The 25,553-nt window shown below is 67.8% G+C and carries 25 protein-coding genes; 6 read left to right on the forward strand and 19 right to left on the reverse strand.

Annotated elements, in window-relative coordinates:
* Window positions 1-7 precede the first annotated feature (7 nt).
* Window positions 8-592, forward strand: coding sequence for a helix-turn-helix domain-containing protein (locus ACYVN4_RS22640; protein ID WP_379363739.1), 585 nt, complete (start codon window positions 8-10; stop codon window positions 590-592).
* Here the strand turns inward: ACYVN4_RS22640 and ACYVN4_RS22645 are convergent, their stop codons facing one another.
* The 6 genes from ACYVN4_RS22645 to ACYVN4_RS22670 form a co-directional block, all read right to left on the reverse strand.
* On the reverse strand, window positions 593-1,216 hold the full coding sequence (locus tag ACYVN4_RS22645; protein ID WP_460723954.1) for a TetR/AcrR family transcriptional regulator: 624 nt from the start codon (window positions 1,214-1,216) through the stop codon (window positions 593-595).
* A 103-nt stretch (window positions 1,217-1,319) separates the two neighbouring features.
* Window positions 1,320-2,816: a flavin-containing monooxygenase gene (locus tag ACYVN4_RS22650; RefSeq protein ID WP_460723955.1), complete on the reverse strand. Its 1,497-nt coding sequence runs from the start codon at window positions 2,814-2,816 to the stop codon at window positions 1,320-1,322.
* On the reverse strand, window positions 2,813-3,670 hold the full coding sequence (locus tag ACYVN4_RS22655) for an SDR family NAD(P)-dependent oxidoreductase (protein ID WP_460723956.1): 858 nt from the start codon (window positions 3,668-3,670) through the stop codon (window positions 2,813-2,815). The genes ACYVN4_RS22650 and ACYVN4_RS22655 overlap by 4 nt, the downstream gene beginning before the upstream one ends.
* Window positions 3,654-4,556 (reverse strand): alpha/beta fold hydrolase, encoded by a 903-nt coding sequence (locus ACYVN4_RS22660; RefSeq protein WP_460723957.1) that lies wholly within the window; start codon window positions 4,554-4,556, stop codon window positions 3,654-3,656. Before ACYVN4_RS22660 ends, ACYVN4_RS22655 begins: the two co-directional genes overlap by 17 nt.
* Window positions 4,553-5,929: a cytochrome P450 gene (locus ACYVN4_RS22665; protein ID WP_460723958.1), complete on the reverse strand. Its 1,377-nt coding sequence runs from the start codon at window positions 5,927-5,929 to the stop codon at window positions 4,553-4,555. The genes ACYVN4_RS22660 and ACYVN4_RS22665 overlap by 4 nt, the downstream gene beginning before the upstream one ends.
* Before the next feature lie 121 nt (window positions 5,930-6,050).
* Entirely contained in the window at window positions 6,051-6,347 is a 297-nt protein-coding gene (locus ACYVN4_RS22670; protein ID WP_460723959.1) for a hypothetical protein, read from the reverse strand.
* A 175-nt stretch (window positions 6,348-6,522) separates the two neighbouring features.
* On the opposite strand from ACYVN4_RS22670, the gene ACYVN4_RS22675 reads away from it, so the two are divergent.
* Both ACYVN4_RS22675 and ACYVN4_RS22680 read left to right on the forward strand, forming a co-directional pair.
* Complete coding sequence (locus ACYVN4_RS22675) at window positions 6,523-8,430, forward strand: alkyl/aryl-sulfatase (protein WP_460723960.1); 1,908 nt, start codon at window positions 6,523-6,525, stop codon at window positions 8,428-8,430.
* Window positions 8,431-8,453: 23 nt separating this feature from the next.
* Window positions 8,454-9,617: a PucR family transcriptional regulator gene (locus tag ACYVN4_RS22680; RefSeq protein WP_460723961.1), complete on the forward strand. Its 1,164-nt coding sequence runs from the start codon at window positions 8,454-8,456 to the stop codon at window positions 9,615-9,617.
* 9 nt (window positions 9,618-9,626) lie between these two features.
* Here the strand turns inward: ACYVN4_RS22680 and ACYVN4_RS22685 are convergent, their stop codons facing one another.
* Window positions 9,627-10,295: a TetR/AcrR family transcriptional regulator gene (locus ACYVN4_RS22685; RefSeq protein WP_460723962.1), complete on the reverse strand. Its 669-nt coding sequence runs from the start codon at window positions 10,293-10,295 to the stop codon at window positions 9,627-9,629.
* Window positions 10,296-10,446: 151 nt separating this feature from the next.
* Here ACYVN4_RS22685 and ACYVN4_RS22690 point away from each other — a divergent pair, with 151 nt between their 5' ends.
* Window positions 10,447-11,391: an oxygenase MpaB family protein gene (locus ACYVN4_RS22690; protein WP_460723963.1), complete on the forward strand. Its 945-nt coding sequence runs from the start codon at window positions 10,447-10,449 to the stop codon at window positions 11,389-11,391.
* An 8-nt stretch (window positions 11,392-11,399) separates the two neighbouring features.
* Here ACYVN4_RS22690 and ACYVN4_RS22695 read toward each other — a convergent pair whose 3' ends face one another.
* The 8 genes from ACYVN4_RS22695 to ACYVN4_RS22730 all read right to left on the reverse strand — a co-directional run bounded on the left by ACYVN4_RS22695 (window position 11,400) and on the right by ACYVN4_RS22730 (window position 19,045).
* Window positions 11,400-12,866 carry an alpha/beta hydrolase gene (locus ACYVN4_RS22695; protein WP_460723964.1) on the reverse strand — a complete coding sequence of 489 codons (1,467 nt, stop codon included), beginning with the start codon at window positions 12,864-12,866 and terminating at the stop codon, window positions 11,400-11,402.
* A gap of 65 nt (window positions 12,867-12,931) precedes the next feature.
* Window positions 12,932-14,005: a calcium:cation antiporter gene (locus tag ACYVN4_RS22700; RefSeq protein ID WP_460723965.1), complete on the reverse strand. Its 1,074-nt coding sequence runs from the start codon at window positions 14,003-14,005 to the stop codon at window positions 12,932-12,934.
* Window positions 14,006-14,175: 170 nt separating this feature from the next.
* On the reverse strand, window positions 14,176-15,075 hold the full coding sequence (thpD, locus tag ACYVN4_RS22705; RefSeq protein WP_460723966.1) for an ectoine hydroxylase: 900 nt from the start codon (window positions 15,073-15,075) through the stop codon (window positions 14,176-14,178).
* Window positions 15,062-15,475 carry an ectoine synthase gene (locus tag ACYVN4_RS22710; RefSeq protein ID WP_460723967.1) on the reverse strand — a complete coding sequence of 138 codons (414 nt, stop codon included), beginning with the start codon at window positions 15,473-15,475 and terminating at the stop codon, window positions 15,062-15,064. The genes thpD and ACYVN4_RS22710 overlap by 14 nt, the downstream gene beginning before the upstream one ends.
* Window position 15,476: 1 nt before the next feature.
* Window positions 15,477-16,733 (reverse strand): diaminobutyrate--2-oxoglutarate transaminase, encoded by a 1,257-nt coding sequence (ectB, locus tag ACYVN4_RS22715; protein WP_460723968.1) that lies wholly within the window; start codon window positions 16,731-16,733, stop codon window positions 15,477-15,479.
* An 11-nt stretch (window positions 16,734-16,744) separates the two neighbouring features.
* On the reverse strand, window positions 16,745-17,281 hold the full coding sequence (gene ectA, locus ACYVN4_RS22720) for a diaminobutyrate acetyltransferase (RefSeq protein WP_460723969.1): 537 nt from the start codon (window positions 17,279-17,281) through the stop codon (window positions 16,745-16,747).
* 93 nt (window positions 17,282-17,374) lie between these two features.
* Complete coding sequence (locus tag ACYVN4_RS22725; RefSeq protein WP_460723970.1) at window positions 17,375-18,100, reverse strand: response regulator transcription factor; 726 nt, start codon at window positions 18,098-18,100, stop codon at window positions 17,375-17,377.
* Between the two features lie 240 nt (window positions 18,101-18,340).
* Window positions 18,341-19,045, reverse strand: coding sequence for a L,D-transpeptidase family protein (locus ACYVN4_RS22730; RefSeq protein ID WP_460723971.1), 705 nt, complete (start codon window positions 19,043-19,045; stop codon window positions 18,341-18,343).
* A 41-nt stretch (window positions 19,046-19,086) separates the two neighbouring features.
* Between ACYVN4_RS22730 and ACYVN4_RS22735 the strand changes: the two genes are divergently transcribed.
* On the forward strand, window positions 19,087-19,641 hold the full coding sequence (locus ACYVN4_RS22735; protein ID WP_460723972.1) for a YaeQ family protein: 555 nt from the start codon (window positions 19,087-19,089) through the stop codon (window positions 19,639-19,641).
* Here the strand turns inward: ACYVN4_RS22735 and ACYVN4_RS22740 are convergent.
* The 4 genes from ACYVN4_RS22740 to ACYVN4_RS22755 all read right to left on the reverse strand — a co-directional run bounded on the left by ACYVN4_RS22740 (window position 19,638) and on the right by ACYVN4_RS22755 (window position 23,627).
* Window positions 19,638-20,135 carry a winged helix-turn-helix transcriptional regulator gene (locus tag ACYVN4_RS22740; RefSeq protein ID WP_460723973.1) on the reverse strand — a complete coding sequence of 166 codons (498 nt, stop codon included), beginning with the start codon at window positions 20,133-20,135 and terminating at the stop codon, window positions 19,638-19,640. The two genes, ACYVN4_RS22735 and ACYVN4_RS22740, sit on opposite strands and share 4 nt — an antisense overlap.
* Window positions 20,132-22,381 (reverse strand): molybdopterin-dependent oxidoreductase, encoded by a 2,250-nt coding sequence (locus tag ACYVN4_RS22745; RefSeq protein ID WP_460723974.1) that lies wholly within the window; start codon window positions 22,379-22,381, stop codon window positions 20,132-20,134. The genes ACYVN4_RS22740 and ACYVN4_RS22745 overlap by 4 nt, the downstream gene beginning before the upstream one ends.
* 40 nt (window positions 22,382-22,421) lie before the next feature.
* The gene (locus ACYVN4_RS22750; protein WP_460723975.1) at window positions 22,422-23,066 is read right to left on the reverse strand and encodes a pentapeptide repeat-containing protein; all 645 of its coding nucleotides are present in this window, start codon (window positions 23,064-23,066) and stop codon (window positions 22,422-22,424) included.
* A gap of 114 nt (window positions 23,067-23,180) precedes the next feature.
* Window positions 23,181-23,627 (reverse strand): MarR family winged helix-turn-helix transcriptional regulator, encoded by a 447-nt coding sequence (locus tag ACYVN4_RS22755; protein WP_460723976.1) that lies wholly within the window; start codon window positions 23,625-23,627, stop codon window positions 23,181-23,183.
* A gap of 85 nt (window positions 23,628-23,712) precedes the next feature.
* Here ACYVN4_RS22755 and ACYVN4_RS22760 point away from each other — a divergent pair, with 85 nt between their 5' ends.
* Window positions 23,713-25,542, forward strand: a complete 1,830-nt coding sequence (locus ACYVN4_RS22760; protein WP_460723977.1) for an ABC transporter ATP-binding protein — start codon at window positions 23,713-23,715, stop codon at window positions 25,540-25,542.
* Window positions 25,543-25,553: the final 11 nt, after the last annotated feature.

Raw genomic sequence — 25,553 nt, forward strand, 5'->3', positions numbered from 1 at the left:
TCGGATCATGACCTCCGACCTCGACCGAGCCCTGGACGGTGTGGGCCTGCGCCTGCGTGAACTGCGCAAACAACGGGAAACCACGCTCGCTGAGCTGTCCGCCGAGACCGGCATCTCGGTCAGCACCCTGTCCCGCTTGGAGTCGGGCGCCCGCCGCCCGACCCTGGAACAGCTGCTCCCCCTGGCCCGCGCCCATCAGGTCACCCTCGACGAATTGGTGGACGCCCCGCAGACCGGCGACCCGCGCGTGCACATGCGCCCGATCACCCGGCACGGCATGCAGATGCTGCCGCTGACCCGGCGCGTCGGCGGGATTCAGGCGTTCAAGATCATCCTGCCGCCACGTTCCGGCCGGACCGAACCGACACCGCAGACGCACGAGGGCTACGAGTGGCTCTACGTCCTCAACGGACGGTTGCGGTTCGTGCTCGGCACCCACGATCTGATCCTGGAGCCCGGCGAGGCCGCCGAATTCGATACCCGGGAACCGCACTGGTTCGGCTCGGCCGACGACGAACCGGTCGAATTCCTCAGCCTCTTCGGCAAACAGGGTGAGCGCGCCCATTTCCGGGCGCGTCCCCGCAACGACTGATCAGGCCCGGTAGCGCGGCCCGACCAACGCCAGCGCGGTTTCGACTGCCACCCCGATGATTTCGGTGACATCGCGCCCGTCCTCGACGGTGGAGGCGATGAGTTCCCGGAACCCACCGAACAGGATCGTCGCCATCTGCCGGTTCGGCGGGTGCAGCCCTGCCGATTGGAATTCCGGTGTGGCCGTGAGGTTCTGGATCAGCGCGATGAACGCCTCGGCGGCGTCGCGATGCAACTGCCGGGCCCGCTCCCCCAGTGCCGGGGTGTCGCGGATCCAGGCCAGCGTGATGGAGGTGTCGTCGCGCGACGCCCCGATCCACGACTCGATCGCCTGATGCACCTGCACATCCCAGGGTGCGGTGGCGTCGACGGCCGCATAGATCTGCTGGATGGTGTCGTTGTTGCGTTCGGTGAGCAGTGCCACGAAACAGTCCTGTTTATCGGCGAAGTGCTCGTAGAAGGTGCGCCGCGAGGTGCGGGCCAGCCGCACCACATCGGCGACGGTGGTGTCCTTGTACCCGCGCTCGCGAACCGCGTCGGCCATGGCGTCCAGCAGGCGCCGCTGGAATCCCGAGTCGACGGCGGGTTCGGAGTCGGCCCTCGCGGTGGGTTCGGCACGGGTCACGAGCATCAGCGTAGTTTCTCGGATCTCTTGGAGCGCCGCGGCGGGTCTCCGTGCGCGCCGCGGCGTGTCGGGTTTGACGCGCCGCGGCTCGGCGGGTGCCCGCTCAGGCGGTGACCTGTTCGGGGTCGGTGGTGGCCGCGGCGGTGGTGTGCGCGCCGCGATAGCCGAAGCGGATGGTGCCGTCCTCGATTCGCCCGTGCCGCAAGGTGATCACGTCCTGGGCGTAGTTCATGCCCAGCCGCCACGGGGCCCGCGATCCGGCCTTGGGGAAGCGGTCCATGGCGCGCAGCACGTATCCGGCCTGGAAATCCAGCAGCGGGCCGCCGGTGATGCTCGGGTCCGGCCACGGCGTGGCGCGGTCGTAGCCATGCGCGTCCATGTGCCGCAACAACCGGCAGACGAATTCGGCGACCAGGTCGGCCTTGAGCGTCCACGAGGCATTGGTGTAGCCGATGGTGAAGGCGAAATTGGGGACGCCCGAGAGCATCATGCCCTTGTAGGCCATGGTGTCGGGCGGCTCGATCTCGCGACCATCGACGGTGAGCGCGACGCCGCCGAGCGCCAGCAGATCCAATCCGGTCGCGGTCACCACGATGTCGGCGGGCAGTTCCGCGCCCGACTCCAGCCGGATCCCGTCCGCGGTGAACCGCTCGACGCGATCGGTCACCACCGCCGCCTTGCCCGCGCTGATGGCCCGGAACAGATCCCCGTCCGGCACCAGGCACAACCGCTGATCCCACGGGTTGTAGGTGGGCTTGAAATGCGTGTCGACGTCGTAGCCCTCGGGCAGCTGCTTGATCGCGAGATTGCGGAAGAACTTGCGCATCATCTGCGGTCGACGCTGGCTGAGCTGATAGATGAGGGTGCTGACCGCCACGTTCTTCCACCGGGTGATCGCGTACGCGCGCCGCGTGCCGAGCTTTTCGCGCAGCTTGGTGGCGATGCCGTCGATGGTCGGCACCGACAGGATGTAGGTCGGGGACCGCTGCAGCATGGTCACCTGGGCGGCGGTGTCGGCCATGGCGGGCACCAGGGTCACCGCGGTCGCCCCGCTGCCGATCACCACGACACGCTTTCCGGCGTAATCGAGTTCGGCGGGCCAGTGCTGCGGATGCACGATCTGCCCGGCGAAGTCCTCGATGCCGGGGAACTCCGGCGTGTAGCCCTCGTCGTAGCGGTAGTAGCCGCCGCACACGTAGAGGAAGTCGCAGGTGATGGTCGAGGCGGCCCCGTCGTGGGTGTAGCCCACCGTCCAGCGCGCGTCGTCGGACGACCACGATGCCCCGGTCACCTTGTGCCCGTACCGAATTCGCCGATCGATGCCCGCCTCGGCGGCGGTGTCGCGAATGTAGTCGAGGATGGCGGGCCCGTCGGCGATGGCCTCGGCGGCCACCCACGGCCGGAACCGGTAGCCGAGGGTGTGCATATCGGAGTCCGAGCGCACGCCGGGATACCGGAACAAATCCCAGGTGCCGCCCATGGCCTCGCGTGCCTCGAGAATGGCGTAGCTGCGCTGCGGGAACGCCTCCTGAAGATGGTGTGCCGCACCGATTCCCGACAGTCCGGCCCCGACGATCAGCACGTCGACGTGTTCGGTCATCGTCTCGCTCCCTTCGCGGCCCGGCCGCGGGCAGCGCCCATCACGACCGACACGATGTCGTAATAGTGGGTCGGGCTCACCCGCGTGAGAATGTCGAACATGTAGGCGTCCGGCCCGACCAGAATCCGCGCCTTGCCGTTTTCGACTCCACGGCAGATGATTTCGGCCGCCTTCGCCGGAGTGGTCATGGCGATGGCCTCGAATTCGTCGGCGATCTGCTCGTGTGTGCGGCCCCGGCCCTCGGGGTCTTTGCGCACCCGCCCGTTGCGGGCGATATTGGTCTTGATGCCGCCCGGATGCACGGTCACCGCGGAGACGCCGGTGCCCCGAAGTTCCTGCCGCAGTGCGTCGGTGAACCCGCGGACCGCGAATTTCGCCGCACAGTAGGCACTCTGGTTCGGCATCCCCGCCAGCCCGAACACGCTGGAGGTATTGACGATCGCGCCGCTGCCCTGCTCGACCAGGATGGGCAGGAACGCCCGCGTCCCGTTCACCACCCCGTCGAAGTTGATGCGCCGCAACCATTCGTCATCCTGCGGCACGCTTTCGATGACCGAGGACGACACCGCGACACCGGCATTGTTGAACACCGCAGCCAGCGGTGCCGGCAACCATGCCCGCACCTCGTCGGCGAAGGCGAGTTGCTCGGCAGCATCGCTGACATCCAGCACCCGGGTCAGTACGGGACCATTCAGCCCGGCCGCAGTCTGCTTGAGCCCCTCGGCGTCGATATCCGCGATGGCAACGGGCGACCCACGACGGGACAGCAATTCGGCCAGCCCCCGGCCGATTCCGGAGGCCGCGCCGGTGATCATGACCGGGCGGCCCGACAGTGGCCTAGACGTTCGGGGCATCGGAACTCCTGGATTCGGCGGTGCGGATGTGGGTGTCGACGAGGTCGGCGAGGGTGGGCCAGAGCGCCTCGGGCAGATCGTGACCCATACCGGGCAGGGTGTGGCGGCGCGCGCCGCGCACGGCCGCCGCGGTGACCTCGCCGCCGGTCGGATTCACCATGCGGTCGCGGTCGCCGTGCAACACCAGGGTCGGCGCGGTGATGGTGCGGACCTCCGCGGTCCGGTCTCCCGACTTCATGATTCCGGCCAGCTGCCGCCCGACTCCGGCGGCCGGGCGCGGGTCCCGATCCCAGGTGGTCCCGGCGGTAGCCCGAATCCGGTTCTCGTCGAACGGATATCCGGCCGAGCCGATGTGCCGGTACATCTTGACCGCTGCGTCGGTGTGCTCGTCGCGGGTGCTGGCGGGCTTGCCGAACATGCGCGCCCAGGTCGAGAGCGCGGGCCGACCCACCCGGGCCGCGCCGGTGGTGGAGAAGATCGAGATCAACGACGACACCCGGCTCGGATACCGGGCCGCCACGGTCTGCGCGATCATGCCGCCCATCGACATGCCGACCAGATGCGCGCGGTCCCAGCCGAGGGTGTCGAGCAGCCCGAGCGTGTCCAGGCCCAGATCGCCGAGATCGTATTGCTGTGGGTCCCAGCGTTTCCGGAGCATGTCGAGCGGCCCCGGCGGCCGGAAGCGGGCGTGCGTGGAGCGGCCGACATCGCGATTGTCGAAGCGCACGACGTCGTAGCCGCGGGCGGCCAGCAGCGCCAGCAGCCCGTCGTGCCATTCGTGCTTCTGTTGTCCGAGTCCGGCGATCAACAGCAGCGGGATCCCGCCGCCGGTCCGGTCATAGGTCAGCTGGATGTCCCGGCCGACCTCGGCCACCTGCTCACTCATGCCGTCACCTGTTCGCCACGCGCGCTGTCGTTGTCGCCGGTCTCGGTCTCCACCGTCGCGACCGCCACGGGTCGTGCCGGACGCCGGTACACCACCGCCCGCCCCTTCTTCGCGGGAACCAGTGCGACACCACGGAAGTGCGCACGCTCGTCCGGATCGTCGGTGGTATCCAGGGTGAAATCGCGCAGCAGTACGCGCAAGACCACATTCATCTCCATGGTCGCGAAGGCCGCGCCGATGCAGCGGCGCGCACCGCCGCCGAACGGAATCCAGCTGAAGGTGCCCGGCCGGACACCCAGGAAGCGGTCCGGGTCGAAATCCCTTGGGTTGGGGAACAATTCAGGATTGTCGTGCATCAACCGGATGCTGACCATCACACCCTGCCCGCGCGGCAGCGTCCAGCGCCCCAGTTGCAGCGAGTCCGCCCGCACCTTGCGTGCGGTGGCGTCGATGACCGGGCGCACGCGCTGGGTCTCGAGCAGGACCGCTTCGCGCAGTGCGGAACCGCCCGCGTCGGCCTCGGCGACCAGCCGCTCCAGAATGTGCGGGTGCCGCCGCAGTCGTTCGATGGTCCAGGCCAGCGAGGTGGCGGTGGTCTCGTGCCCGGCGGTGAGCAGGGTGAGCAGTTCGTCGGCGATCTCGCTGTGGGTCATGGCCGAACCGTCGTCGTAGCGGGCCTGCAGCAGCATGGCCAGCACGTCGTCGCGCTCGCTCAGCTCTGGATCAGCGGCCGCGCGCTCGATCAGCCGGAGCACGATCCGGTCGTACTCGGCACGATGCTGGGCGAAGCGCGCCCAGGGTCCGAAGCGCCCGAACAGCTTGCGCGGCACCGGAAGCGCCGCCAGTGCGGAGCCGACCAGCACCAGTTTCGGTAGCAGCGTGCGCAATTGGTCGAACTCAGCGCCCTCGGCCCCGAAAACCGCGCGCAGGATCACGTTCAGCGTGATCCGCATCATCGAGTCCATGGTCGCGAACTCGCGTCCCGAGGGCCATCCGGCCAGCTCGCGGACGGCCTCCTCCTCGATCAGCGATTCGTAGACCGCCAGCCGCCGCCCGTGGAAGGGCGGGGTGAGTAGTTTGCGTTCCTTGCGATGCTCCTCGCCGCGCAGCGCGAAAAGCGAACCCGGGCCCAGGAATTGGCCCAGGTTGGCGTCGATGTTGTCGACGAGATCGGTGTGCGTGGTGAACAGCGCCTTGACCTCGGACGGCTCCGACAGCACCAGGGTCGGTCCGAAGCGCGGCATGTTCACCATGAACGCCGAGCCGTAGCGCTCGTGCAGTCGCCGCCACGCGCGGGTGCGTCCGGCCAGGATCTGAACGCCCTGGACGAAGGCCGGCGTGGTGGGTCCATCGGGCAGTGTCACTGTGGTCATGCGCCATCTCCCAGCCTGGTACCTCTGCGTACCACTCGGACGGTACGCGCGTGTACCGCCGTGTGGCAAGGGTCACTTTTCAGGCCGGGAAGTGGTGCGACTCCCCCGACGGAGGTTGCCGTCAGTGAACCGGCGGCAGCACCGTGCGGAAGGGGTGGGCGGGATCGAAGATCGAGATCGGCGGATCCTCACCGGCGGGATGCACCTGCAACTTGCCGGTGTCATCGATGAGGACGCGGCGTCCCGGATAGGTTCGTCGGGCGATCTCCGCGTCCCGCTCGTCGAACGCATCACAGCCGGTGAAAACCAGTACGCCGTAATGCAATTCGGTCGCGTAGCAACTGGCGGGCCAGCGATGCAGCCAGACGTCGAGGTCGAAGAGGGATTCAGGCTTGGGCAGGTCGGTGCCAACCGTCATTCGCGCATCGTAGTCCCGTCACGAGCCGGTCGGATCGAGTTCGGCGAGCGCGTCGCGCAGAGTCCCCGTATGGATTGCGTCAAGGTCGCGCGTTCATTCACAGGGTCCTCTTATTGCAGTCAGACTGCAATAACGCGTAGGGTCGAGACATCACCCGATACCGAGGAGATCACCGATGACCACCGAGCCCACGGAACCCACCGCCCCCATCATCGCCGCCCACCAGCGCGCCCTGTCGACGCTGCCGTTCGCGGACACCGCCGACTTCGAGGACGCCGCCCGCGGCCTGATCGCGCGCCGCGAACCCGGCGCGATCACCGATGAGAACGGAAAAGTGGTGTGGGACGGGGATTCCTACGACTTCCTCGGCGGCGACTGCCCCTACTCGGTGCACCCGAGCCTGTGGCGGCAGTCCGAACTCGCCTCGCAGCAAGGGCTTTTCGAGGTGGTGCCGGGCGTCTACCAGGTGCGCGGCTTCGACATCTCCAACATGACCCTCATCGAGGGCGAGACCGGCGTCGTCATCATCGACCCACTCACCACCGCCGAGACCGCCGCGGCCGCACTCGCTCTCTACCGCGACCATCGCGCGCATCGCCCGGTCACCGGGCTGATCTACACGCACTCACACATCGACCACTTCGGCGGCGCGGAAGGCGTCATCACCGCCGAGGACGCCGCCGAGGGCCGCTGCCCGGTCATCGCGCCGGAGGGCTTCCTCGAACACGCGGTGGCCGAGAACATCTTCGCCGGGACCGCCATGGCGCGCCGGGCCGGGTACATGTTCGGCAACGGCCTGCCGCGCGACGTCAAGGGCACGGTGGGAACCGCACTGGGACAAACGATTCCGGTCGGCACCGCCGGAATCATCGCGCCCACCGTGGATATCGCCGACAGCGGTGAGGAGATCACCGTGGACGGCGTGCGGCTGGTGTTCCAGCTGACCCCCGACACCGAGGCACCGGCGGAGATGAACATCTTCCTGCCCGACCATCGCGCACTGTGCATGGCGGAGAACGCCATTCACACCATGCACAATCTACTGACCCTGCGTGGCGCGCTCGTCCGCGACGCCCACAACTGGGCCAAGTACCTCACCGAGGCGATCAACCGCTACGCCCGCAACGCCGATGTGGTGTTCTCCTCGCACCTGTGGCCGACCTGGGGCACCGAGCGCGTCGTGACATTCATGTCGTTGCAGCGGGACATGTACGGCTACCTGCACGATCAGACGCTGCGCAAGCTCAATCAGGGGCTGGTCGGCACCGAGATCGCCGAGGACTTCCCGCTGCCGCCCGCACTCACCGACAGCTGGCACACGCACGGGTACTACGGCACCGTCAGCCACAATGTGAAGGCCATCTACCAGCGCTACATGGGCTGGTACGACGGCAACCCCGCCCACCTGTGGGAGCATCCGCCGGTCGAGAACGCCACGCGGCACGTGGAATTCATGGGCGGCGCCGACGAGGTCTTGCGCAAGGCCCGAATCGCCTATGACGCAGGCGATTTCCGGTGGGTAGCGCAGGTGGTCAACTACGTGATCTTCGCCGATCCGGCCAACGAGCAGGCGAAGGCGTTGCAGGCGGCCACCTTCGAACAGCTCGGCTACGGCGCGGAGGCGGCCACCTGGCGCAATGCCTACCTGTCCGGCGCGTACGAGCTGCGCAACGGCGGCTTCGGTACCCCGACCAAGTCCAGCTCGGCCGCGTCCATGCTCTACGGCCTGACCGTCGAGCAGATCTTCGACGCCATGGCGCTGCGCGTGGACGGCCCCAAGGCGTGGGGGCTCAAACTCGTCGTGGACTGGACGATCACCGATCAGCGCCGGACCCACCGCGTCGAGATGAGCAACGGCCTGCTGGTGCACTACGACCGCTTCACCGGCGACGGCCTGCCCGACGCCGACGCCACCTTCGAACTCTCGCACCCCACCCTGATCCGGATGCTGCTCATGGACCGGGACGTTCCGGGCGCGTTCGCCCGCGGCGAGCTGCGGGTGCACGGCGATCCGAACGCCTTCGGCGAGCTGGTGGCCGCACTGGACGAACCGAACCCGGACTTCGCTATCGTCACTCCCTGACAGCGGCGACGGGAGGTCTCATCGTGGAGGCCGGTTCGGAACAATTCATCGATGCCTGGCAGGACCGGGCGGTAGCGCTGATCGCGAACTTCGCGGTCGGCGCGCCGCCGTATGACGCGCTGCCGACATCGATGATGGACGCGGACTTCCTGCCCGCCGCCCAGCTCAATATCGACCTGTTCTTCCGATTCCTGCGCACCGGGGACGAACCCGGCGAGGTCGACACCGAACCGCTGGTGGCGCGGGCGGTGTCGCTGGTGCGCGACGGGATGCCGATGTCGGAGGCGCTCACCAACTATCGGGTCGGGCTGACCTTCGTCTGGAATCAGGTGATCGGCACACCCGCCCCCGAGGCCGCGGTCACCGCGGCGGCCAGTGCGTTCCGGCTGGCCCAGTACGTGGCGCTGATGACGAGCCGGATCGCGGACGCCTGCGTCGACGATGTGCGCCAATCCCGCTACGACCGCATCGAACAGCACCGGGCCATCGCCGAAGCCCTGCTCACCGGCCGCGATCCGTACGAGTGGGCCGAGGACGCCGCGGTCACCCTGGTGGACAGCTATGTGGTGGCGGTGATCCGGCTCGGTGACGCCGCGCCCGGCATCCTCACCGAACTGCGGCGGCGGCTGGGCGGCATCGCGGGGAGCTTCCTCTACCGCGACAGCGGCGGCTGGACGACCCTGCTGCCGTTGCGCGCGGCCGCCGACGAGAGCGCCGCCATCGACAGCCTCACCGAGATCCTGCAGCCCCGCAATCGCGCCGCGAAATCCGCGCTGTGGGTGGGCGTTTCGGCCGCGCCGACCCGCGATCTGCTACCAGCCGCCTTCACCGAGGCGCGGGTGCTGGCCGAGACCGGGCGCGCCCTGCGGCGGCCCGCCATGATCTGCCGCCGCGAGGACATGGTCTTCGAGTACGCCATCGCCACCTCGGGCGCGACCGCCAACCTGACCCGGGTGCTCGATCCCCTCGACGCGCAGCCGGTGCTGGCCGAGACCCTGGAGGTGTTCATCCTGCAGGACTTCAACCAGAACGGCACCGCCCGTGAGCTTTCCGTGCACCGCAATACGGTGACCTACCGGCTCACCCGCATCGCCGAACTGACCGGTTACGACCCGCAAACCCCGGCCGGGATCTCGACGCTCATGGGCGCGCGGGTGGCCCGCCAACTCGGCGAGCCCGGGCGCTGAGTCCGGGAATCAGTCGGCGGCACCGACAAGCAGGCCGACAATGAATTGCACGAAGCCCTCGATCCGCTCGCGGGGATAGGCGTCCGGATCGCTCACCGCCAGGCGGCCCAGCATCTCCGCAATGGTCAGCAGCGAGTTCGTCAGCAAGCCGGAATCGATTCCGGCCCACCGTGGATCGGCGATCAGACCCATCCGGACCACCGCCTCGGCCTGGTCGAAAATACCCGCGCGGGAACTTCGGATGGCCTCCCGGTACTCATCGGGGGCATTGCCTGGACCCGCGAGCAGCAGTCGCCAGCGGGTCGGATTGCTCAGCGCCACATCGACGAACGCCCGCACGGTCCCGGACGCCGCCACCACCGGATCCGCACCCAGCAGATCGGTGGGCAGCGTGTCGGCGACCTGGTCGAGGGCGCGTTCGCGTTCGCGTTCCAGCAGCGCGGTGACCAGGTCGGCGCGGGTCTTGAACACGGTGTAGAGCACCGGCTTGCCGACTCCGGCCTCGGCGGCCACGGCCTCCATGCTCAGCTCGTGCAGTTCGGCCTTCTCCAGCACGGCGAAGGCGGCGTCGAGCAGTTGGGCCCGGCGTTCCTCCGGGGGTAGCCGGGGCGCGTAGCGGCGGCGTGGTCGATCCGCGGCCGTGCGGGCGCTCGCTGCCGTCGCAGGGGGTTTGCTCACTGCCACTCCACCTTCACCGGCCCATTCTGTCATCCCGGTTCCCGAGGTCACGCGTCTGTCCGAACTAAAGCTACGCGCCCGTTGTATTCAGCGCCAGCAATTGCTACGGTTGCGTCATATTGCATGGGATCGAGCCCGTAGAGGAGCCCCAGTGAACTTCGATCCGACCAACCTCCGCCGAACCGATTACGGCTTCTTCGGCCCGGATTCGCCGAGCTGGAAGGTGTGGACCTCCCCCACGGCGGTGATCGGCTTCCAGCGCGCAGTCACCCTGGAGTTCTTCGATCCCTTCCTGACCGCGTCGGTGGCCGACACCGGCAAGATCTACGCCGACCCGCGCGGCCGCCTCGACGCCACCTTCGCCTACTTCCTGATCGTGGCGATCGGCGACTCGAAGACCGCGATCCAGGCCTCCGAGCACCTGATGGGCGTGCACGCCAAGAGCACCGGCATCGAGCCGATCAGCGGCAAGCGCTACAGCCCCAACAACCCGGAAACCCAGCTGTGGATCCACATCACGGGCTGGCAGTCGGTGCTCAAGGCCTACGAGATGTTCGGTCCCGGACTGACTCCCGAGGAGGAGGCCCGCTACTGGCAGGAGTGCCGCATCGCCGCGGAACTGCAGACCTGTGACCCCGCGGACGTGCCGGTCACCCGCGAGGGCATCCGCGAGTACTACGCGAATGTCCGTGCGCGCCTGTGCAGTTCGGAGCGCGCCGAGTCCGGCATGCACCAGATGCTGTTCACCTCGCCCAAGCACGGCGCGGGGGTGACCTACGCGCTGGGTGCGCGACTGCTGTCGTTCGCCTCCATCGCGACGCTGCCCAAGTGGATGCGTCACCTCGGCCGCTTCGACCGGCCCCGCGTTGTGGACCTGCTGGTGAAACCCGCTGCGCGCATTCTGGTCTGGCTGTTCACCCTGTTCAACAAGGCGGGTCTGATCATGGCCGCGCCGATCGTCGCGCCGATGGCCGGGCAGATCCTCGAACAGCACCTGAAGTTCGAGGTCCCGGAGCTGGCGGAGACGGTGACCCCGGCCGCGGCGCGGGAGCTGTACGGCAGCCGGGGTCACCGAAGCGTTTCCGCCGCAGGCTGATCCGGCCGCTACCGGCAGGTGAGATCGGCGGCCGGGCGGGTGCCGTCGAGCAGGAATCGCTCGACGGCGTCGTTCGCGCAGGCGAGCGGGGACGGATATGCGCCATGACCACCGGCGTCGATCGATACCATCCGGGCCCGATCACCGTAGGCGCGGCGCAGGTTCAGCGCACCGCTGTAGGGCGTGGCCGGGTCCCGGAGGTTCTGCACCAGCAGCACATTCGAGGGGCCCGAGGAATTCACGACCGTGCGCGGCGCGGGCGGATACGGCCAGTTCGCGCACGGTGAATAGCCGTGCGGCATACCGGCGGTGAGCGGATAGCGGGCGCGATCCGCGGTGACGGCGGTCGCGTAATCCGCGACGGCGGTCGGCCAGGCCACGTCATTGCACAGGGTGGCGACCAGGACTGCGGTCGATCGCTGGGCGGGTTCCTCGGGCGGTGCGGGGCGGGCGGCGGGCAGCGGTGCCGACGCGGCGGCGGCATTGATCACCTGGGCCACCCGGGGGAAGTTGTGGTCGTCGTAGAGTCCGTCGAGGAGGATCTGGCGTAATCCGTTGCCGCTCAGCATCGACAGCTCGGCCCCCTGCCACGGCAGTGGACCGCGATCTAGACGGGCTGCGAGAGTGAGGAATTCGTCGCGCACCGCCTCGGGCGTGGCGGCGACCCGGTCGGGGTTGCCGTCGGTGGATGCCCAGCGGGCGAAGTCGGGGAAGCGATCCTCCACGCCCACGGCGTAGTTCGCCTGCCAGCCGCGCTCGACCATGTTCGGGTCGGGGTCGTCGTTGCTGTCGGAGAGCACGCGGTCGGTGCGATCGCCGAACAGGGTCGTGTAGACCGCCAGCACGTAGGTGCCGTACGACTCGCCCCACGCGGATATCTTGTTCTCCCCCAGCGCCTCTCGGATGCGGTCGATATCCCGGGCCTCGGTCCGGGTCCCGATCGACCGGACCAGAGCGCCGCCGTTGCGCACACAGTTCTGCGCGACCCGCTGCTCGATCTCGACATTGCCCGCGATGCCGCCGTCGGCGTCGGGCCACGACCGCAAGCGCTCCACGGCCAGATCCTGCGGTGCCAGTTGGCAATTCGCGGCCGTGCTCGCGCCCACGCCGCGCGGGTCGAAACCGATCAGGTCGTAGGCGTCACGGACGGACTCCGGCAGCTTCGCGCCCCGGGTCGACGGCAGTCCGAGGCCGTTCCCGCCCGGGCCGCCCGGAACCAGGAGCAGGGCACCGCGCCGCTTGTCCGGGTGCGGGCTGCGGATGCGGGAGACGGCGAGGGAAATCCGTTCACCATCGGGCTTCTCGTAGTCGAGGGGTACCGAAACCGTCGTGCACTGCTGGCGCGGATCCAGCCCGCTGCCCTGGCAGGCCGTCCACGCCGGGCTCGCCCCCGATGACCTCTCACACGCGGTCACCGCGGACAGCAGCAGCCCGGCCAACCCGAGCGTCACACCCAGACGCACTCTTCGCTTCATGCCGCCGACGCTAGGAATCCGGGGCGCTGGCGGACATCACCCCACGGTGGGGGTCACTGCTCCCCCTACGGTGCCACGGCCAGGAAGACGAACGCCGCCAGCAACGACAGATGGACCGTGCCCTGCAACATCGTGGCCCGGCCCGGAACCACGGTCAGCAGGCCGACGACCACTGTCAGCGCGAGCAACACCATTTCGGTCGCACCCAGGCCGAGCAGCAGCGGGGTGTCGATCCAGATCGATGCCACCGCGATCGCGGGAATGGTGAGACCGATACTGGCCATGCCCGAGCCGAGGGCGAGGTTCAAACCGACCTGCACGCGACCGCCGCGCGCGGCCCGCACCGCGGCCAGCGCCTCCGGCAGCAACACCAGCAGCGCGATCACCACGCCGACGGCCGATCGCGGCAAACCGGCTGCCTCGACACCGGATTCGATGGCGGGCGAGATCGCCTTGGCCAGGCCGACCACCCCGACCAGCGCCGCGATCAGCAGACCGGCGCTGCCGAGAGCGGCGCGGGTGGTCGGTCGGTCGTGCTCGTTCGCCTCGACCGCGCCGGGCTCGACCGCGAGGAAGTCCTCTTTGTGCCGGATGGTCTGCATGGCCACGAAACAGCCGTACAGCAGCAGGGACGCCACCGCCGCGAAGGCCAGCTGCGCGGGTGAGAAGTGCGGTCCCGGTTCGCTTGTCGTGAAGGTCGGCAACACCAGACTCAGCGTGGCCAGGGTCGCCACGGTGGCCAGCGCCGCGCCGGTGCCTTCGGCATTGAAGACCGCGACGCGGCGCCGCAACGCACCGACCAGCAGTACGAGGCCGAGGATGCCGTTGCAGGTGATCATGACCGCCGCGAAGACGGTGTCGCGGGCCAGCGACGCCGACTTGTCCCCCGCCGAAATCATCAGCGTCAGAATCAATCCCACTTCGATGACGGTCACCGCGATGGCAAGTACCAAGGCGCCGAACGGTTCTCCGACCCGATGCGCCACCACCTCGGCGTGGTGGACGGCCGCCAGGACGGCGGCGAGCAGCAGAGCGAATATCGGGATGTCGGCCAGCAGGGATAATTCGCGCCCCCAGACGGTGGCGAGCACTACGACGGCGAGCAGGGGTACGGCGACGGTCCAGCGAATTCTCTGCATATGCTTTCCAGCATAGAGAATCGGTGCAATATTCTCGAATCAGTGCGATCCAATATCGTTCCACGCGGTTGCTCGTCAAACCGATGATCCGCCGGTCGAAGCGGTGCATCGGGGGAATCTGTGATCGCTACCACGTGGAACGACATTGGTTTAGAGAACACTTCCGTCGCTCACATCAGCGGCGTGAAGTCCCGGCTCGCCAGATACTCCGGTCGCGGATACGGTGCGGCGAATGGATCCAGCAGCGTGTTCTCCACGCTGTTGAACACCAGGAACAGATTCGAGCGCGGGAACGGGGTGATATTGCCCGCCGAACCGTGCATGAGATTCGAATCGAACAGCAGCGCCGAACCCGCGGTACCCGTGAACTGGGTGATGCCGTGCTTGCCCGCGAGATCGGTGATCGCCTGCTGTGAGGGGACGCCGATCTCCTGCTCGCGCAACGACTCCCGGTGATGATCCGGCGGCGTCTCCCCCTGACAGGGCACGAACGTGCGGTGGGAGCCCGGCATGAGCATGAGACTGCCATTGAACGGGAAGTTGTCGGTCAACGCGATCGACAGGCTCACCGCGCGCGGCGCGGGCATCCCGTCCTCGGCATGCCAGGTCTCGAAATCCGAATGCCAATAGAAGCCGTTACCGGTGAAGCCGGGCATGTAGTTGACCCGGGTCTGGTGCAGGTACACCTCCGAGCCCAGGATTTGGCGGGCCAGTCCGGCAATGCGGCTCTCGCGCACCAGATCCGCGATCAGGGTGCTGAGGCGATGCACCTCGAAGATCGAGCGCACCCGGTGCGAGCCGCGTTCGAGGATGACGCGCTCGTCCAGCATCAGCTCGGGATCGCCGGTCAGCCGGTCGATCTCGGCGACGACGTCGACCACTTCGTAGCGGTCGAGCAGGTCGTCGAGGATCGCGTAGCCGTGGTCGTCGAACTCGGCCAAACCGGCCGTGCCGATCTCACCCCAGACGGCCGGGTCGTCGCGATCGATGGGCGGCGTGCCCGCGACGGTGCGGGTGCGATAGCGGTCGATTCTTTCGGGGTTGGCAAAGCCGTCCTCAGACAACACCATTCAGGACCTCCTCGTCCACGGCGACCAACGGGTACACGCCGTTCTCGTCGTGCACCTCGCGTCCGGTCACCGGCGGATTGAACACGCACAGCATGCGCATGCGGGTGCGGGCGAACAGGCGGTGGCGCTCGTGGCCGTTGAGCAGATACATCGAACCCGGGCCCAGCTCGTAGGTGACCCCGGTCTCGAGATCGACCAGGGTGCCGTCACCCTCGACCAGCCACACGGCCTCGATGTGATGCTGGTAGTGGAACTCGTGGACCGTGTCGGCCTCGATGGTGGTCTCGTGGAAGGAGAATCCCACCCCGTCGCCGCCGAGCACGATGCGCTTGCTGCGCCAGCCCGAGCCGGCGACATCCCGGTCGGTGCCGGTGATCTCGTGGGTAGTGCGCACGATCATGTCAGCGCCCTCCGCCGACGACGGCGTCCATCGACGCTGCCAGCAGTTCCAGGCCGTGATCGAGTTCGGTGTCGGTAATGGTCAGCGGCGGAAGCAGTTTCACCACTTCGTCCTCGGGACCGGAGGTCTCCACCAGCAGTCCGCGCTGGAAGGCGGCCGCGCACACCTTCTCCGCCTGCGAGGCGTCGTCGAAGGCGATGCCGTGCACCAGGCCGCGGCCGCGGGTGCTGATCCCGTCGAAGGCCGAGACCATGCCGGTGAGGGCGCGGTCGAGACGGTCGCTCTTGGCTCGGGTGGCCAGCTCCAGCGCGTCATCCGACCAGTAGTGCTCCAGAGCCGTACGCGCGGTGACGAAGGCCGGGTTGTTGCCGCGGAAGGTGCCGTTGTGTTCGCCCGGCTTCCACAGGTCCAGTTCGGGTTTGAACAGCACCAGCGCCATGGGCAGGCCGTACCCGCCGATGGATTTGGACAGCGTCACGATATCCGGTGTGATGCCGGCCATTTCGAAGGAGAAGAACGGGCCGGTGCGGCCGCAGCCCATCTGCACGTCGTCGACGATCAGCAGAATCTCGCGGGCGGAACACAATGCGGCCAGCTTGCGCAGCCATTCGACGCCGGCGATATTGACGCCGCCCTCGCCCTGCACGGTCTCGACGATCACGGCGGCCGGGCTGTCCAGACCCGAGGAGGCGTCGTCGAGGACGCGTTCCATCCATTCGAACGAATCATCTTCCGTGCCCGACAGATAACCGTCGAACGGCATCGAAGTGGCGTGCTGCAGCGGCACTCCCGCACCCGCACGCTTGGCGGCATTGCCGGTGACCGACAGCGCGCCCAGCGTCATGCCGTGAAAAGCGTTGGTGAAGTTGAGGATCTCGGTGCGGCCGGTCGCCTTGCGCGCCAGCTTGAGCGCCGCCTCGACGGCATTCGCGCCGGTGGGTCCGGGGAACTGCACCTTGTAGTCGAGGCCACGCGGCCGCAGGACGCGATCGCGCAGAGTCTCCAGCAATTCCCGCTTGGCGACGGTGGACATGTCCAGGCCGTGGGTGAGTCCATCACCCGAGATGTATTCGAGCAGTGCCTGTTTGAGCACCGGATTGTTGTGGCCGTAGTTGAGCGCGCCCGCGCCCGCGAAGAAGTCCAGGTACTCGCGGCCGCTCTCGTCGCGCAGCCAGGCGCCGGAGGCGGTGTCGAACACCGTCGGCCAGGAGCGGCAGTAGCCGCGCACGTTCGATTCGAGCTCCGCGAAAACCGTCATGTCGGGGATAGTCAACGCCATACCTCCTGAGGGGTGATCGGTGCGATGCGGTACAGGTCCTCGGGCTGGTGTCCGTCCGGAAACTGGTCCGCCGTGAACAGCGGGGTCCGGGTGAGCGCCGCGCCGCGGCGGCGCGCCACGGCCGAGAACATGGCAACCGAGGCCGGATTGTCCGGGGAGACAGTGGTTTCCAGCTGCGTGATGCCCTGTGCCGCACAACGGTCCAGCAACGCCTCGAGCATGGCCACGGCCAGGCCGCGCCCGCGGTGCGGATGATCGATGGCGACCTGCCAGACGAACAGGGTGTGCGGCCAGGCGGGCCGGGTGTAGCCGATGACGAAACCGGCTACCTCGCCGTCGATCTCGACCACCCGCGTGGTGTCGGTGAAGTCCCGGCACCACAGCAGGTAGGCGTAGCTGGAATTGGTGTCGAGCACCCGGGAGTCCGTGGCGATGCGCCACATATGCGCGCCGTCGGCGAGCACCGGTTCCCGGATATCGAGTGTTTGCTGGGATATCGCGTCAAATTTGCTGATTGGGATCTGCATGACTCCCTCAGCCTGACGACGAATCTTTGTGGTCGACCGTGCGAACTCATTGCGATCTCATGACGATCCCGTGACGCGGCACCGTAAGGAGGGCTATTTCGGCATGTCGAGGCGATATCCCAGACCGCGGACGGTGACCACGATGCGCGGCTCGGAGGGATCGGTCTCGATCTTGGTGCGCAGCCGGCGCACATGGACGTCGACCAACCGCTCATCCCCGAAGAAGCCTTCGTCCCAGGCGCGTTCGAGCAGCAACGGGCGGCTCAGCACCCGGCCGGGATTGGCGGCCAGTTCGCACAGCAGCCGGAATTCGGTGATGGTCAACGGAACCGTGTCGTCGCCGCGGCGCACCACGCCGCCGTCCGGCGAAAGCACCAGCGGGCCATGATCATCGGTGTCCAGCACGATCTCGGCGGGCGGTTCGGCGACCGGATCCTCCGGCAGCGCACCCAGGTGCGGGCGGCGGCGCAACGCGCGGATCCGGGCGCTGATCTCCTTGGTCTCGAACGGCATCGTCACGAAATCGTCCGCGCCCGCTTCGAGGGCGGCGACCACGTCGTGGGTGTCCTCGGTGCCACTGACCACCAGGATCGGCACCTCGTGCGCGCGGCGCACCTCGCGAATACAGGTGAAGGCGTCCATTTCACCGACCAGCAGGTCCACGATCATCACATCGGGCGCGCCCTGGGCTCGCAGCCGCTCCAGCGCCACCTCGGCGGCGCCGATCCCGTCGACGTCGTACCCTTCCAGCTCCATCGCTTCTCGCAGGGCGCTGGGGACACGGTCGTCATCCCCCACGATCATCAGGCTCGCGGCCATTAATTCATATCCTTCCGTCCGGAGGACGCCCCGATACGTCCAGCGGACAATCACCGCAGTGCGGTGATCGTGTTCGACTAGGTCGAATACCCGAACCTTAGTTCAGCGAAACATTTCGCATTTCGGAGTGTGCGAATCGATAGCTCGCACACATCGGCCGGATTGCCACTTCCACCGTTTCTTGCTGCGGGCGCATTTGCGACATTGTGAGAACCGGCACAGGCGAATTCGCGTGCGGGATCAGTTCTTCGCGGCGCGCACCGCGATGTCGATGACCGGGCCGCGCGCGGGATCCAGCCAGCGCATGACCTCGTCCAGTTCCGCGCCCGGCAGGGCGACACAGCCCGCGGTCGGATTACCGTCGCCGACGTGCAGGAAGTAGGCCGAACCCGCACCCCGGACCACGGGCGAGCGGTTGTAGTCGATGACCACCGCGTGATCGTAGGCCGGACCGGCCGTACCCAGGTCCTCACCTGCTGCTTCGTTGAACGGGCAGGTGCCGGGCGCGCAGGAGTAGTGGGTGTTGTAGTACTGCGAGTCCACGTCCGAGACCCACCAATCCGAATCGGTCACGCGCCGATACGGCAGCCGGGTGCCGTTGTTCGCGGCGATGCCGAATGCCTCTGTGAGAGGCCAGATTCCGGCCGGGGAGCGGGTCGCCGTCTCACTGGTCGGGCCGACACCCTGCGCGCCGACGTCGGCACGGAAGGGTCCGATCGCGCGGACCCAGCCGCTGCCGGACCCGGTGTCGCTGCGATTCCAGGCGGTCAGCGTGGCCGAGGTGGCGGTGGCCGAATCCGCGATCACCGTGATGAGCTGCTCGGCGGGTCCCGTGTAGGACGGCTGTTCCGGCGGTGTCACGGGCTTCTGGGCGCAACCGGCGGCTGCGGCGAGGACGGCGGTGGCCATGATCGCGGATACCAGGCGGCGGCGGGTGCGGGGCATAGTCCTGCCAGTCTGCCGTACCCGGATAAGCTGCAATCCTTATGGCCTTGAACTCGACCATCCACACCGTCGCCATCCACCTGGCGGACGTGGACCGCAATGTCTACGAAGAGCTCGAGCTTCGGGTCGCGCGGCATCCCTCCGAGACCGCCGAGTACATGCTCACCCGGATCCTGGCGTACTGCCTGGAATACACCGAGGGCATCACCTTCAGCGACGGCGGCGTGTCCTCGGCCGACGAGCCGCCGGTCGTCATCCGCGACCTCACCACCCGGCTCGTCGGCTGGATCGACGTGGGCGCTCCCGACTCCGACCGCATCCACCGCGCCAGCAAGCTCGCCGATCGAGTCGCCATCTACACCCACCGCGACCCGGTGAAGGTGCTGGCCGCCTTGCCCGCCAAGCGGATTCACCGCGCGGCCGACATTCCCGTCTACGCCTTCGACCGCGATTTCATCGCCGACGGAGCCGCGGCCTTCGACCGCCGCAACGAACTGACCCTCTCGGTCACCGACCGCCACCTCTTCCTCGAGGTGAACGGCGTGTCCCTGTCGACCGATATCGAGGAGCATCGCCTCGAGGAGCCGCAGAACTAGGCGTCGAAACGACCTGTCGCCATGGCGGATTCGCGCAGGCGCGGCGGGAAGCCCGGGCCCAGGCGGGCGGAGATGTCCTCGTGCCGAAGGGGTTCGCGGCAGTGGGAGCAGACGACTTCGGCGTGGGTGTCGTGGTCGCAGGTGGTGTGGTGCAGGACGATCGGCTTGCCGGTGTCGGGGGCGAGGTAGCGGTCGCCCCAGGCCATCATGGCCGCGATGACCGGGAAGAAGTCGCGCCCCTGATCGGTCAGCCGGTACTCGTGGCGGACCGGGCGGTCCTGGTACGGAACCTTGGTCAGCAACCCGGCCTCCACCAGGCGGGTCAGTCGCTGGGTGAGGATATTGCGGCTGAGACCCAAGGCTGCTTCGAAGTCGTCGAAACGCTGTGCGCCGTAGAAAGCTTCGCGCAGGATCAGTGGCGTCCACCAGTCACCCAGCAGGTCGACCGTGCGGGCCACGGTGCACGGCCAGTTCGCGAAACTCGTTCGTTTCATGCGGTCACGGTATCCAGGCGGGCGGGGACGTACTTGTGCCAGGGGGTGCCGACCCATTCGTCGCGGGAATCGAAGGAGGTCAGCTCGTTCGGGGCGGCGCCGGTGGTGACGGGGGTGCCCGCGGCGTCCTCGACCGACAGGCCGAAGCCGTTGGGCAGCGACAGGTGACCCGGGCGCATGCGGTCGGTGGGTTCGACCGGGACCTGGGCGGAGCCGCGCCGGGTGGTCACCTGGACCAGGTCACCGGCGGCCAGGCCGAGGCGGTCCGCGTCGGAGGTGCTGATCCGCAAGGTTCCGGCCGCATCGCGCTTGCGCCAGGCCGGATCCCGGAAGATGGTGTTGGCGGTGAAGGCCCGGCGTTCACCGGCCGAGAGGATGAACGGCCAGTCGCCGCCGTCGTCCGGGGCGTCGGGCAGGGTGGCGATCACGTCCAGGAGTTCCGGGATCTCCAGGCGGATCACCTTGTCACGCAGCCTGTTCCAGGTCTCGGCGTAATCGTCCTCGGAGATGACGACACCATGCTTGCCGGTGAGGATGGCCTCGAACAGCCGCTCCCCCGCCGCCAAACCCGTTCCGTACCCGGCACGTTCGACGCTGGCCGGGAACCTGCGGACCATGTTGTAGGCCGCCGCCCACAGCAGTGCGGCCGAGGCGGCACCATCGGGCAGCGTCTCGCCCAGCGTGCGGTACAGCAGCACGGGAGCCAGTTTCGAGCGGACCGGATCGCCGAGGACGCCCAGGAAGGCCATGGCGAACGCTTCGCGGCCCTGCGCGAGCGCGGCCCGCAGCGGCGCGTAGTCGGCCTCGCCCACAACCCCGGCGGCCTCGGCCAGCCGGGCGTGGATCTCAGGTTCGGGCAGTACCCCGTCCGGTGCCGGGAGCACCGGGTGGCGCAGGTGGAAGATATTGCGCGGGAAGTCGAAATTGAAGAACGTGGCCTCGTATTTCTCGAACTGGGTGGGGGCGGGCAGCACGTAGTCGGCCAGCCGGGCGGTCTCGGTCATCGCGACGTCGATCACCACCACCAGCTCCAGCGCCTCCAGCGCTTCGCGCATACGCGCCGAATCCGCCAGCGAGTGCGCGGGATTCGCGCTCTCGACGATCATGCCGCGATACCGGGCGGGGTGATCGGTCAGGATCTCCTCGCTGATCACATTGCAGGGGACCAGGCCGCTGACGATCTGCGCGCCGACCACGGGGCTCTTGGGCCCCTCCCCCGCCGGATGCCCGCGGTCGTGACCGAGATTGGTCAGGCCGGTGAAAGCGTATTGGGTGCCGGGCTTTCCGACATTGCCGGTGAGCACCCAGACCAGCTTCTCGACATAGCTCACCACCGTCGAGTACCGGTTCATCTGCACGCCCAGATCCTCGAGCGCGGCAACGGACTCGGCCCGCGCCAGGCGGTGCGTGGCGGCCGTGACCAGGTCGAGGTCGACATCGGCGATGGCGCAGTACTTTTCGATCGGGACCGCGCGCAGTACCGGCAGCACCGCATCCAGGCCGGTCGCATGCTCGGCCAGCCACTCCTCGTCGATCAGGTTGTCGCGCACCAGGATCGCGGCCATCGCCGACAGCAGATAGACGTCCGTGCCGGGGCGCAGTTGCAGGTGGAAGTCCGCCAGCTCGGCGGTCTCGGTGCGCACCGGATCCAGCACGATCATCGACCGGGCGGGATCCTTGGCGATCTCCTTGAGCACGGTGCGGGCCCGCGGAAAGCCGTGCGACTGATACGGATTCTTGCCGATGAAGAACGCCACCTCGGCATGCTCCACATCGGCGCGCATCGGGTGTCCGGCCATGCGCGCGCCCACCCAGAAGTCACCGGTCTTCTCCTGCGCCAGCGCGCTGGACCGGTACTTGATGCCGTAGGCCGCCATGGTGGCGGGCGCGTACGCACCGCCCAGGTGATTGCCCTGACCGCCGCCGCCGTAATAGAAGATCGATTCCCCGCCGAAGTGGTGGCCGAGCTCCAGTAGCCGGGCCGAGACCTCGGAAATCGCGGTGTCCCAATCGATTTCCTCGAAGCTGCCGTCCGGCCGCCGCCGCAGCGGCGAGGTCAGCCGCCCGGTGTGCCCGTTCTGGTAGCGATCCAGCTGCAGCGCCTTGTTGCAGGTGTAGCCCTCCGAGGCGGGATGCAGTTTGTCGCCGCGAATCTTCTCGAAGGTCCGGCCGTCCGGCCCGAGCAGCACCTGGATGCCGCAATTGCACTCGCACAGGATGCATGCCGTGGGCTGCCACTCCGTCATGTGAGGAGCGTAACTCGAGTCAGTTCACTTACGCTACGGACTAGAGATCCTTGACCGTGATTCCGAAGGTGTGGGCGAAGACGGGGGCCAGGTCCAGGAGCTGCATATTGGTGATGACCGCGCCGGAGAGCGATTCCACGCCGCCGGTGATGCCGAGCGAGCGGGCCTCGCGCAGGTCCACGTTCTTCAACTTGGCGTTGCGCAGCGTCAGCCCGGAGATCTCCGTGCCGGGGAAGCTCACCGAGGTCAGCTTGGCGTCGGTGACATCCAGATCGCGCAGCACGCAGTCCACGAACTTCACCTCGTTGAGCACCGCGCCGCGCAGGTTCACCGAATCGAACTTGCAGTTGTGGAAGCTCACCCGCCGCAGCGTCGACCCGAACGCCTCGACACCGGACAGGGCCGCGAGGACGAATTCCACGTCCATCCAACTGGTTTCGGACAGATCGGTGCGAATCCAGCGGGTGCTGCCCAGCCACACATCATTGAATCGCGAATACCGGAAGAAGCCGCCGGTGACCGTGGTGGCCGATACCGCGCATTCGGTGAACGTCACGCCGCGCACCTGCGGATCGTCGAGCGAGAGACCGTCGAAGTGCGCGCAGTCGTAGGCGCCCGCACTCTCTATTTCCTCGCGCGGCTCCAGAAATCGCGCGAACGGTAGATCGGCCAACTCCCGTGGCATATCGCTTCCTTACCGGGTCGAAATGAGCGGATCGACAACGAGCGTCACCGACCGTACTCCCGGCCCCGGACAGGCCCGGGCGACCACCCCGCGCGATCGAGCGGACCCGGCCTGCTACTCGGGGCGCGGCACGTCGTCGCCGACCAGGGTGGCCAGCAGATCGCGCAGGGCCTGGCGCTGATCGGGCGAGAGGGCGGCGAACATCTCCCCGGCGGCGTCGCGGCGGGCTTGTGACATCTCGGCCAGGACCTTGCGGCCCGCGGCGGTCGGGGTGACCAGGGTGGCGCGGCGGTTGGCCGGATCCGTTTCGCGCGCAACGAGTCCGGCGGTGACGAGGGCGTCGACCACGGTGGTCGCGGAGCGGGGGACGATGCCGAGATGCTCGGCCAGCGCCGACATGCGCAGGGGTTCGTCGGCGTGCTCGTCGAAGCGGCCGATGATGCGCAGCGCGCGAGCCTGCGCGGGGGTGAGGCCGAGGGGTGCCAGGCGGGCCGATTGGGCTCGGCGCAGTCGCTTGGTGCTGCGGAAGAAGAGTTCGGCCAGGTCGTCGTCGCTCGCCATGATCTAGAGCATAACTCATTGTCCCGGGAACAATTATGAGTCAGACTCAGTTACAGCGCATGACTCCGCATCGAAAGGAGGCGCTATGGCTTCGAACCAAGCAGAGAAGACCTCTCAGACAGAACTCGGCCGGATCGTCCGGCTCTTCCAGCCCTACCGCGGCCGCCTGGCCCTGGTCGGGGCCCTCGTCGGTCTGGCCTCGCTGGCCGGGCTGGCCTCACCGTTCCTGCTGCGCGGGATCATCGACGACGCCCTGCCGCACGGTCGCACCGGACTGCTGACCCTGCTGGCCGTGGGCATGATCGCGGTGGCCGCGCTCAACAGCGTGTTCGGTGTCCTGCAGACCTATATCTCGACCGCGGTCGGGCAGAACGTCATGCACGATCTGCGCTCCGCGGTGTACGCGCGGCTGCAGTCCATGCCGCTGGCGTTCTTCACCACCACCCGCACCGGCGAGGTGCAGTCGCGCATCGCCAATGACATCGGCGGCATGCAGTCCACGGTCACCTCGACCCTTACTTCCCTGGTCTCCAACTTCACCTCCGTCGTCGCCTCGGTCATCGCCATGTTCGCGCTGGATTGGCGGCTCACCCTGGTCTCGCTGCTGATGCTGCCGCTGTTCGTGTGGATCAGCCGCAAGGTCGGCTCCGAGCGCCGGCGCATCACCGGTGAAAAGCAGCGCAAGCTGGCGGGCATGTCGGCCATCGTGGAGGAATCGCTGTCGGTCAGCGGAATCCTGTTGTCGCGCACCATGGGTCGCGCGCCCGCCCTGGTCGACGATTTCACTCACGAATCGCGCGGGCTGGTGGATCTGGAGATCCGTTCCAGCATGGCCGGGCGTTGGCGGCAGTCGACCATCTCGATCGTCATGGCGGCCATGCCCGCGGTGATCTACTGGGCGGCCGGAATGACCGTCGCCTCCGGGCATCCCATGGTGTCGATCGGCACCCTGGTCGCGTTCACCACCTTGCAGAGCGGACTGCTGCGGCCGACCGTCATGCTGCTGTCGACCGGTGTCGACATCCAGAGCTCCCTGGCGCTGTTCGGGCGGATCTTCGAATACCTGGATCTGCGACCGGATATCACCGAGCCGAGCAAGCCCGCGAAGCTGCCGAAGCAGGTGTCGGGTGCGGTGCGGTTCGAGCATGTCGGATTCGCCTACGACTCCGATCGAGACGTGTTGAGCGACATCGATATCGACGTGCCGGCCGGAACCAGCCTCGCCATCGTCGGCGAAACCGGTTCGGGCAAGACGACTCTCGGCTACCTGGTGGCCCGGCTCTACGACGTCACCTCGGGGCGGGTCACCGTCGACGGTGTCGATGTGCGCGACCTGTCCTTCGCCGACCTGTCCAGCGCCGTCGGCGTGGTCTCGCAGGAGACCTACCTGTTCCACTCCTCGGTCGCGGACAATCTGCGCTTCGCCAAACCCGAAGCGACGGACGCGGAACTGCACGAGGCGGCCCGCGCCGCGCAGATCCACGACCACATCATGAGCCTGCCCGACGGCTACGACACCAAGGTCGGCGAACGCGGCTACCGCTTCTCCGGCGGTGAGAAGCAGCGCCTGGCGGTGGCCCGCGCCATCCTGCGCAATCCGCCGATCATGGTGCTCGACGAGGCGACCAGCGCGCTGGACACCCGCACCGAGCGGGAGGTGCAGGCGGCCATCGACGCCCTGTCGGCCAACCGGACCACCATCACCATCGCGCACCGGCTGTCCACCATCCGCGACGCCGATCAGATCGTGGTGCTGGATCAAGGCCGGGTCGTGGAACGCGGCACGCATCGGGAACTGGTGGAGCGCAACGGCTTCTACGCCGATCTGCTCGCCCGTGACACCTTCGAGGACGAGAAAATAGCTGCTATCGAGATTGTTGATGTAGTCGAAGAACTTGAATCCTCGCCCACGTGAGGCGGGCGATT

The organism is Nocardia heshunensis (assembly GCF_054782115.1).

Coding starts and splice junctions, on each gene's coding strand:
- ACYVN4_RS22665 (WP_460723958.1), bottom strand. CDS start 5,929: ATGACCACAGTGACACTGCCCGATGGACCCACCACGCCGGCCTTCGTC.
- ACYVN4_RS22710 (WP_460723967.1), bottom strand. CDS start 15,475: ATGATCGTGCGCACTACCCACGAGATCACCGGCACCGACCGGGATGTC.
- ACYVN4_RS22695 (WP_460723964.1), bottom strand. CDS start 12,866: ATGAAGCGAAGAGTGCGTCTGGGTGTGACGCTCGGGTTGGCCGGGCTG.
- thpD (WP_460723966.1), bottom strand. CDS start 15,075: ATGGTGTTGTCTGAGGACGGCTTTGCCAACCCCGAAAGAATCGACCGC.
- ACYVN4_RS22750 (WP_460723975.1), bottom strand. CDS start 23,066: ATGCCACGGGAGTTGGCCGATCTACCGTTCGCGCGATTTCTGGAGCCG.
- ACYVN4_RS22660 (WP_460723957.1), bottom strand. CDS start 4,556: ATGAGTGAGCAGGTGGCCGAGGTCGGCCGGGACATCCAGCTGACCTAT.
- ACYVN4_RS22760 (WP_460723977.1), top strand. CDS start 23,713: ATGGCTTCGAACCAAGCAGAGAAGACCTCTCAGACAGAACTCGGCCGG.
- ectA (WP_460723969.1), bottom strand. CDS start 17,281: ATGCAGATCCCAATCAGCAAATTTGACGCGATATCCCAGCAAACACTC.
- ACYVN4_RS22725 (WP_460723970.1), bottom strand. CDS start 18,100: ATGGCCGCGAGCCTGATGATCGTGGGGGATGACGACCGTGTCCCCAGC.
- ACYVN4_RS22700 (WP_460723965.1), bottom strand. CDS start 14,005: ATGCAGAGAATTCGCTGGACCGTCGCCGTACCCCTGCTCGCCGTCGTA.
- ACYVN4_RS22745 (WP_460723974.1), bottom strand. CDS start 22,381: ATGACGGAGTGGCAGCCCACGGCATGCATCCTGTGCGAGTGCAATTGC.
- ACYVN4_RS22755 (WP_460723976.1), bottom strand. CDS start 23,627: ATGGCGAGCGACGACGACCTGGCCGAACTCTTCTTCCGCAGCACCAAG.
- ACYVN4_RS22670 (WP_460723959.1), bottom strand. CDS start 6,347: ATGACGGTTGGCACCGACCTGCCCAAGCCTGAATCCCTCTTCGACCTC.
- ACYVN4_RS22675 (WP_460723960.1), top strand. CDS start 6,523: ATGACCACCGAGCCCACGGAACCCACCGCCCCCATCATCGCCGCCCAC.
- ACYVN4_RS22655 (WP_460723956.1), bottom strand. CDS start 3,670: ATGCCCCGAACGTCTAGGCCACTGTCGGGCCGCCCGGTCATGATCACC.
- ACYVN4_RS22735 (WP_460723972.1), top strand. CDS start 19,087: ATGGCCTTGAACTCGACCATCCACACCGTCGCCATCCACCTGGCGGAC.
- ACYVN4_RS22650 (WP_460723955.1), bottom strand. CDS start 2,816: ATGACCGAACACGTCGACGTGCTGATCGTCGGGGCCGGACTGTCGGGA.
- ACYVN4_RS22730 (WP_460723971.1), bottom strand. CDS start 19,045: ATGCCCCGCACCCGCCGCCGCCTGGTATCCGCGATCATGGCCACCGCC.
- ectB (WP_460723968.1), bottom strand. CDS start 16,733: ATGACGGTTTTCGCGGAGCTCGAATCGAACGTGCGCGGCTACTGCCGC.
- ACYVN4_RS22740 (WP_460723973.1), bottom strand. CDS start 20,135: ATGAAACGAACGAGTTTCGCGAACTGGCCGTGCACCGTGGCCCGCACG.
- ACYVN4_RS22640 (WP_379363739.1), top strand. CDS start 8: ATGACCTCCGACCTCGACCGAGCCCTGGACGGTGTGGGCCTGCGCCTG.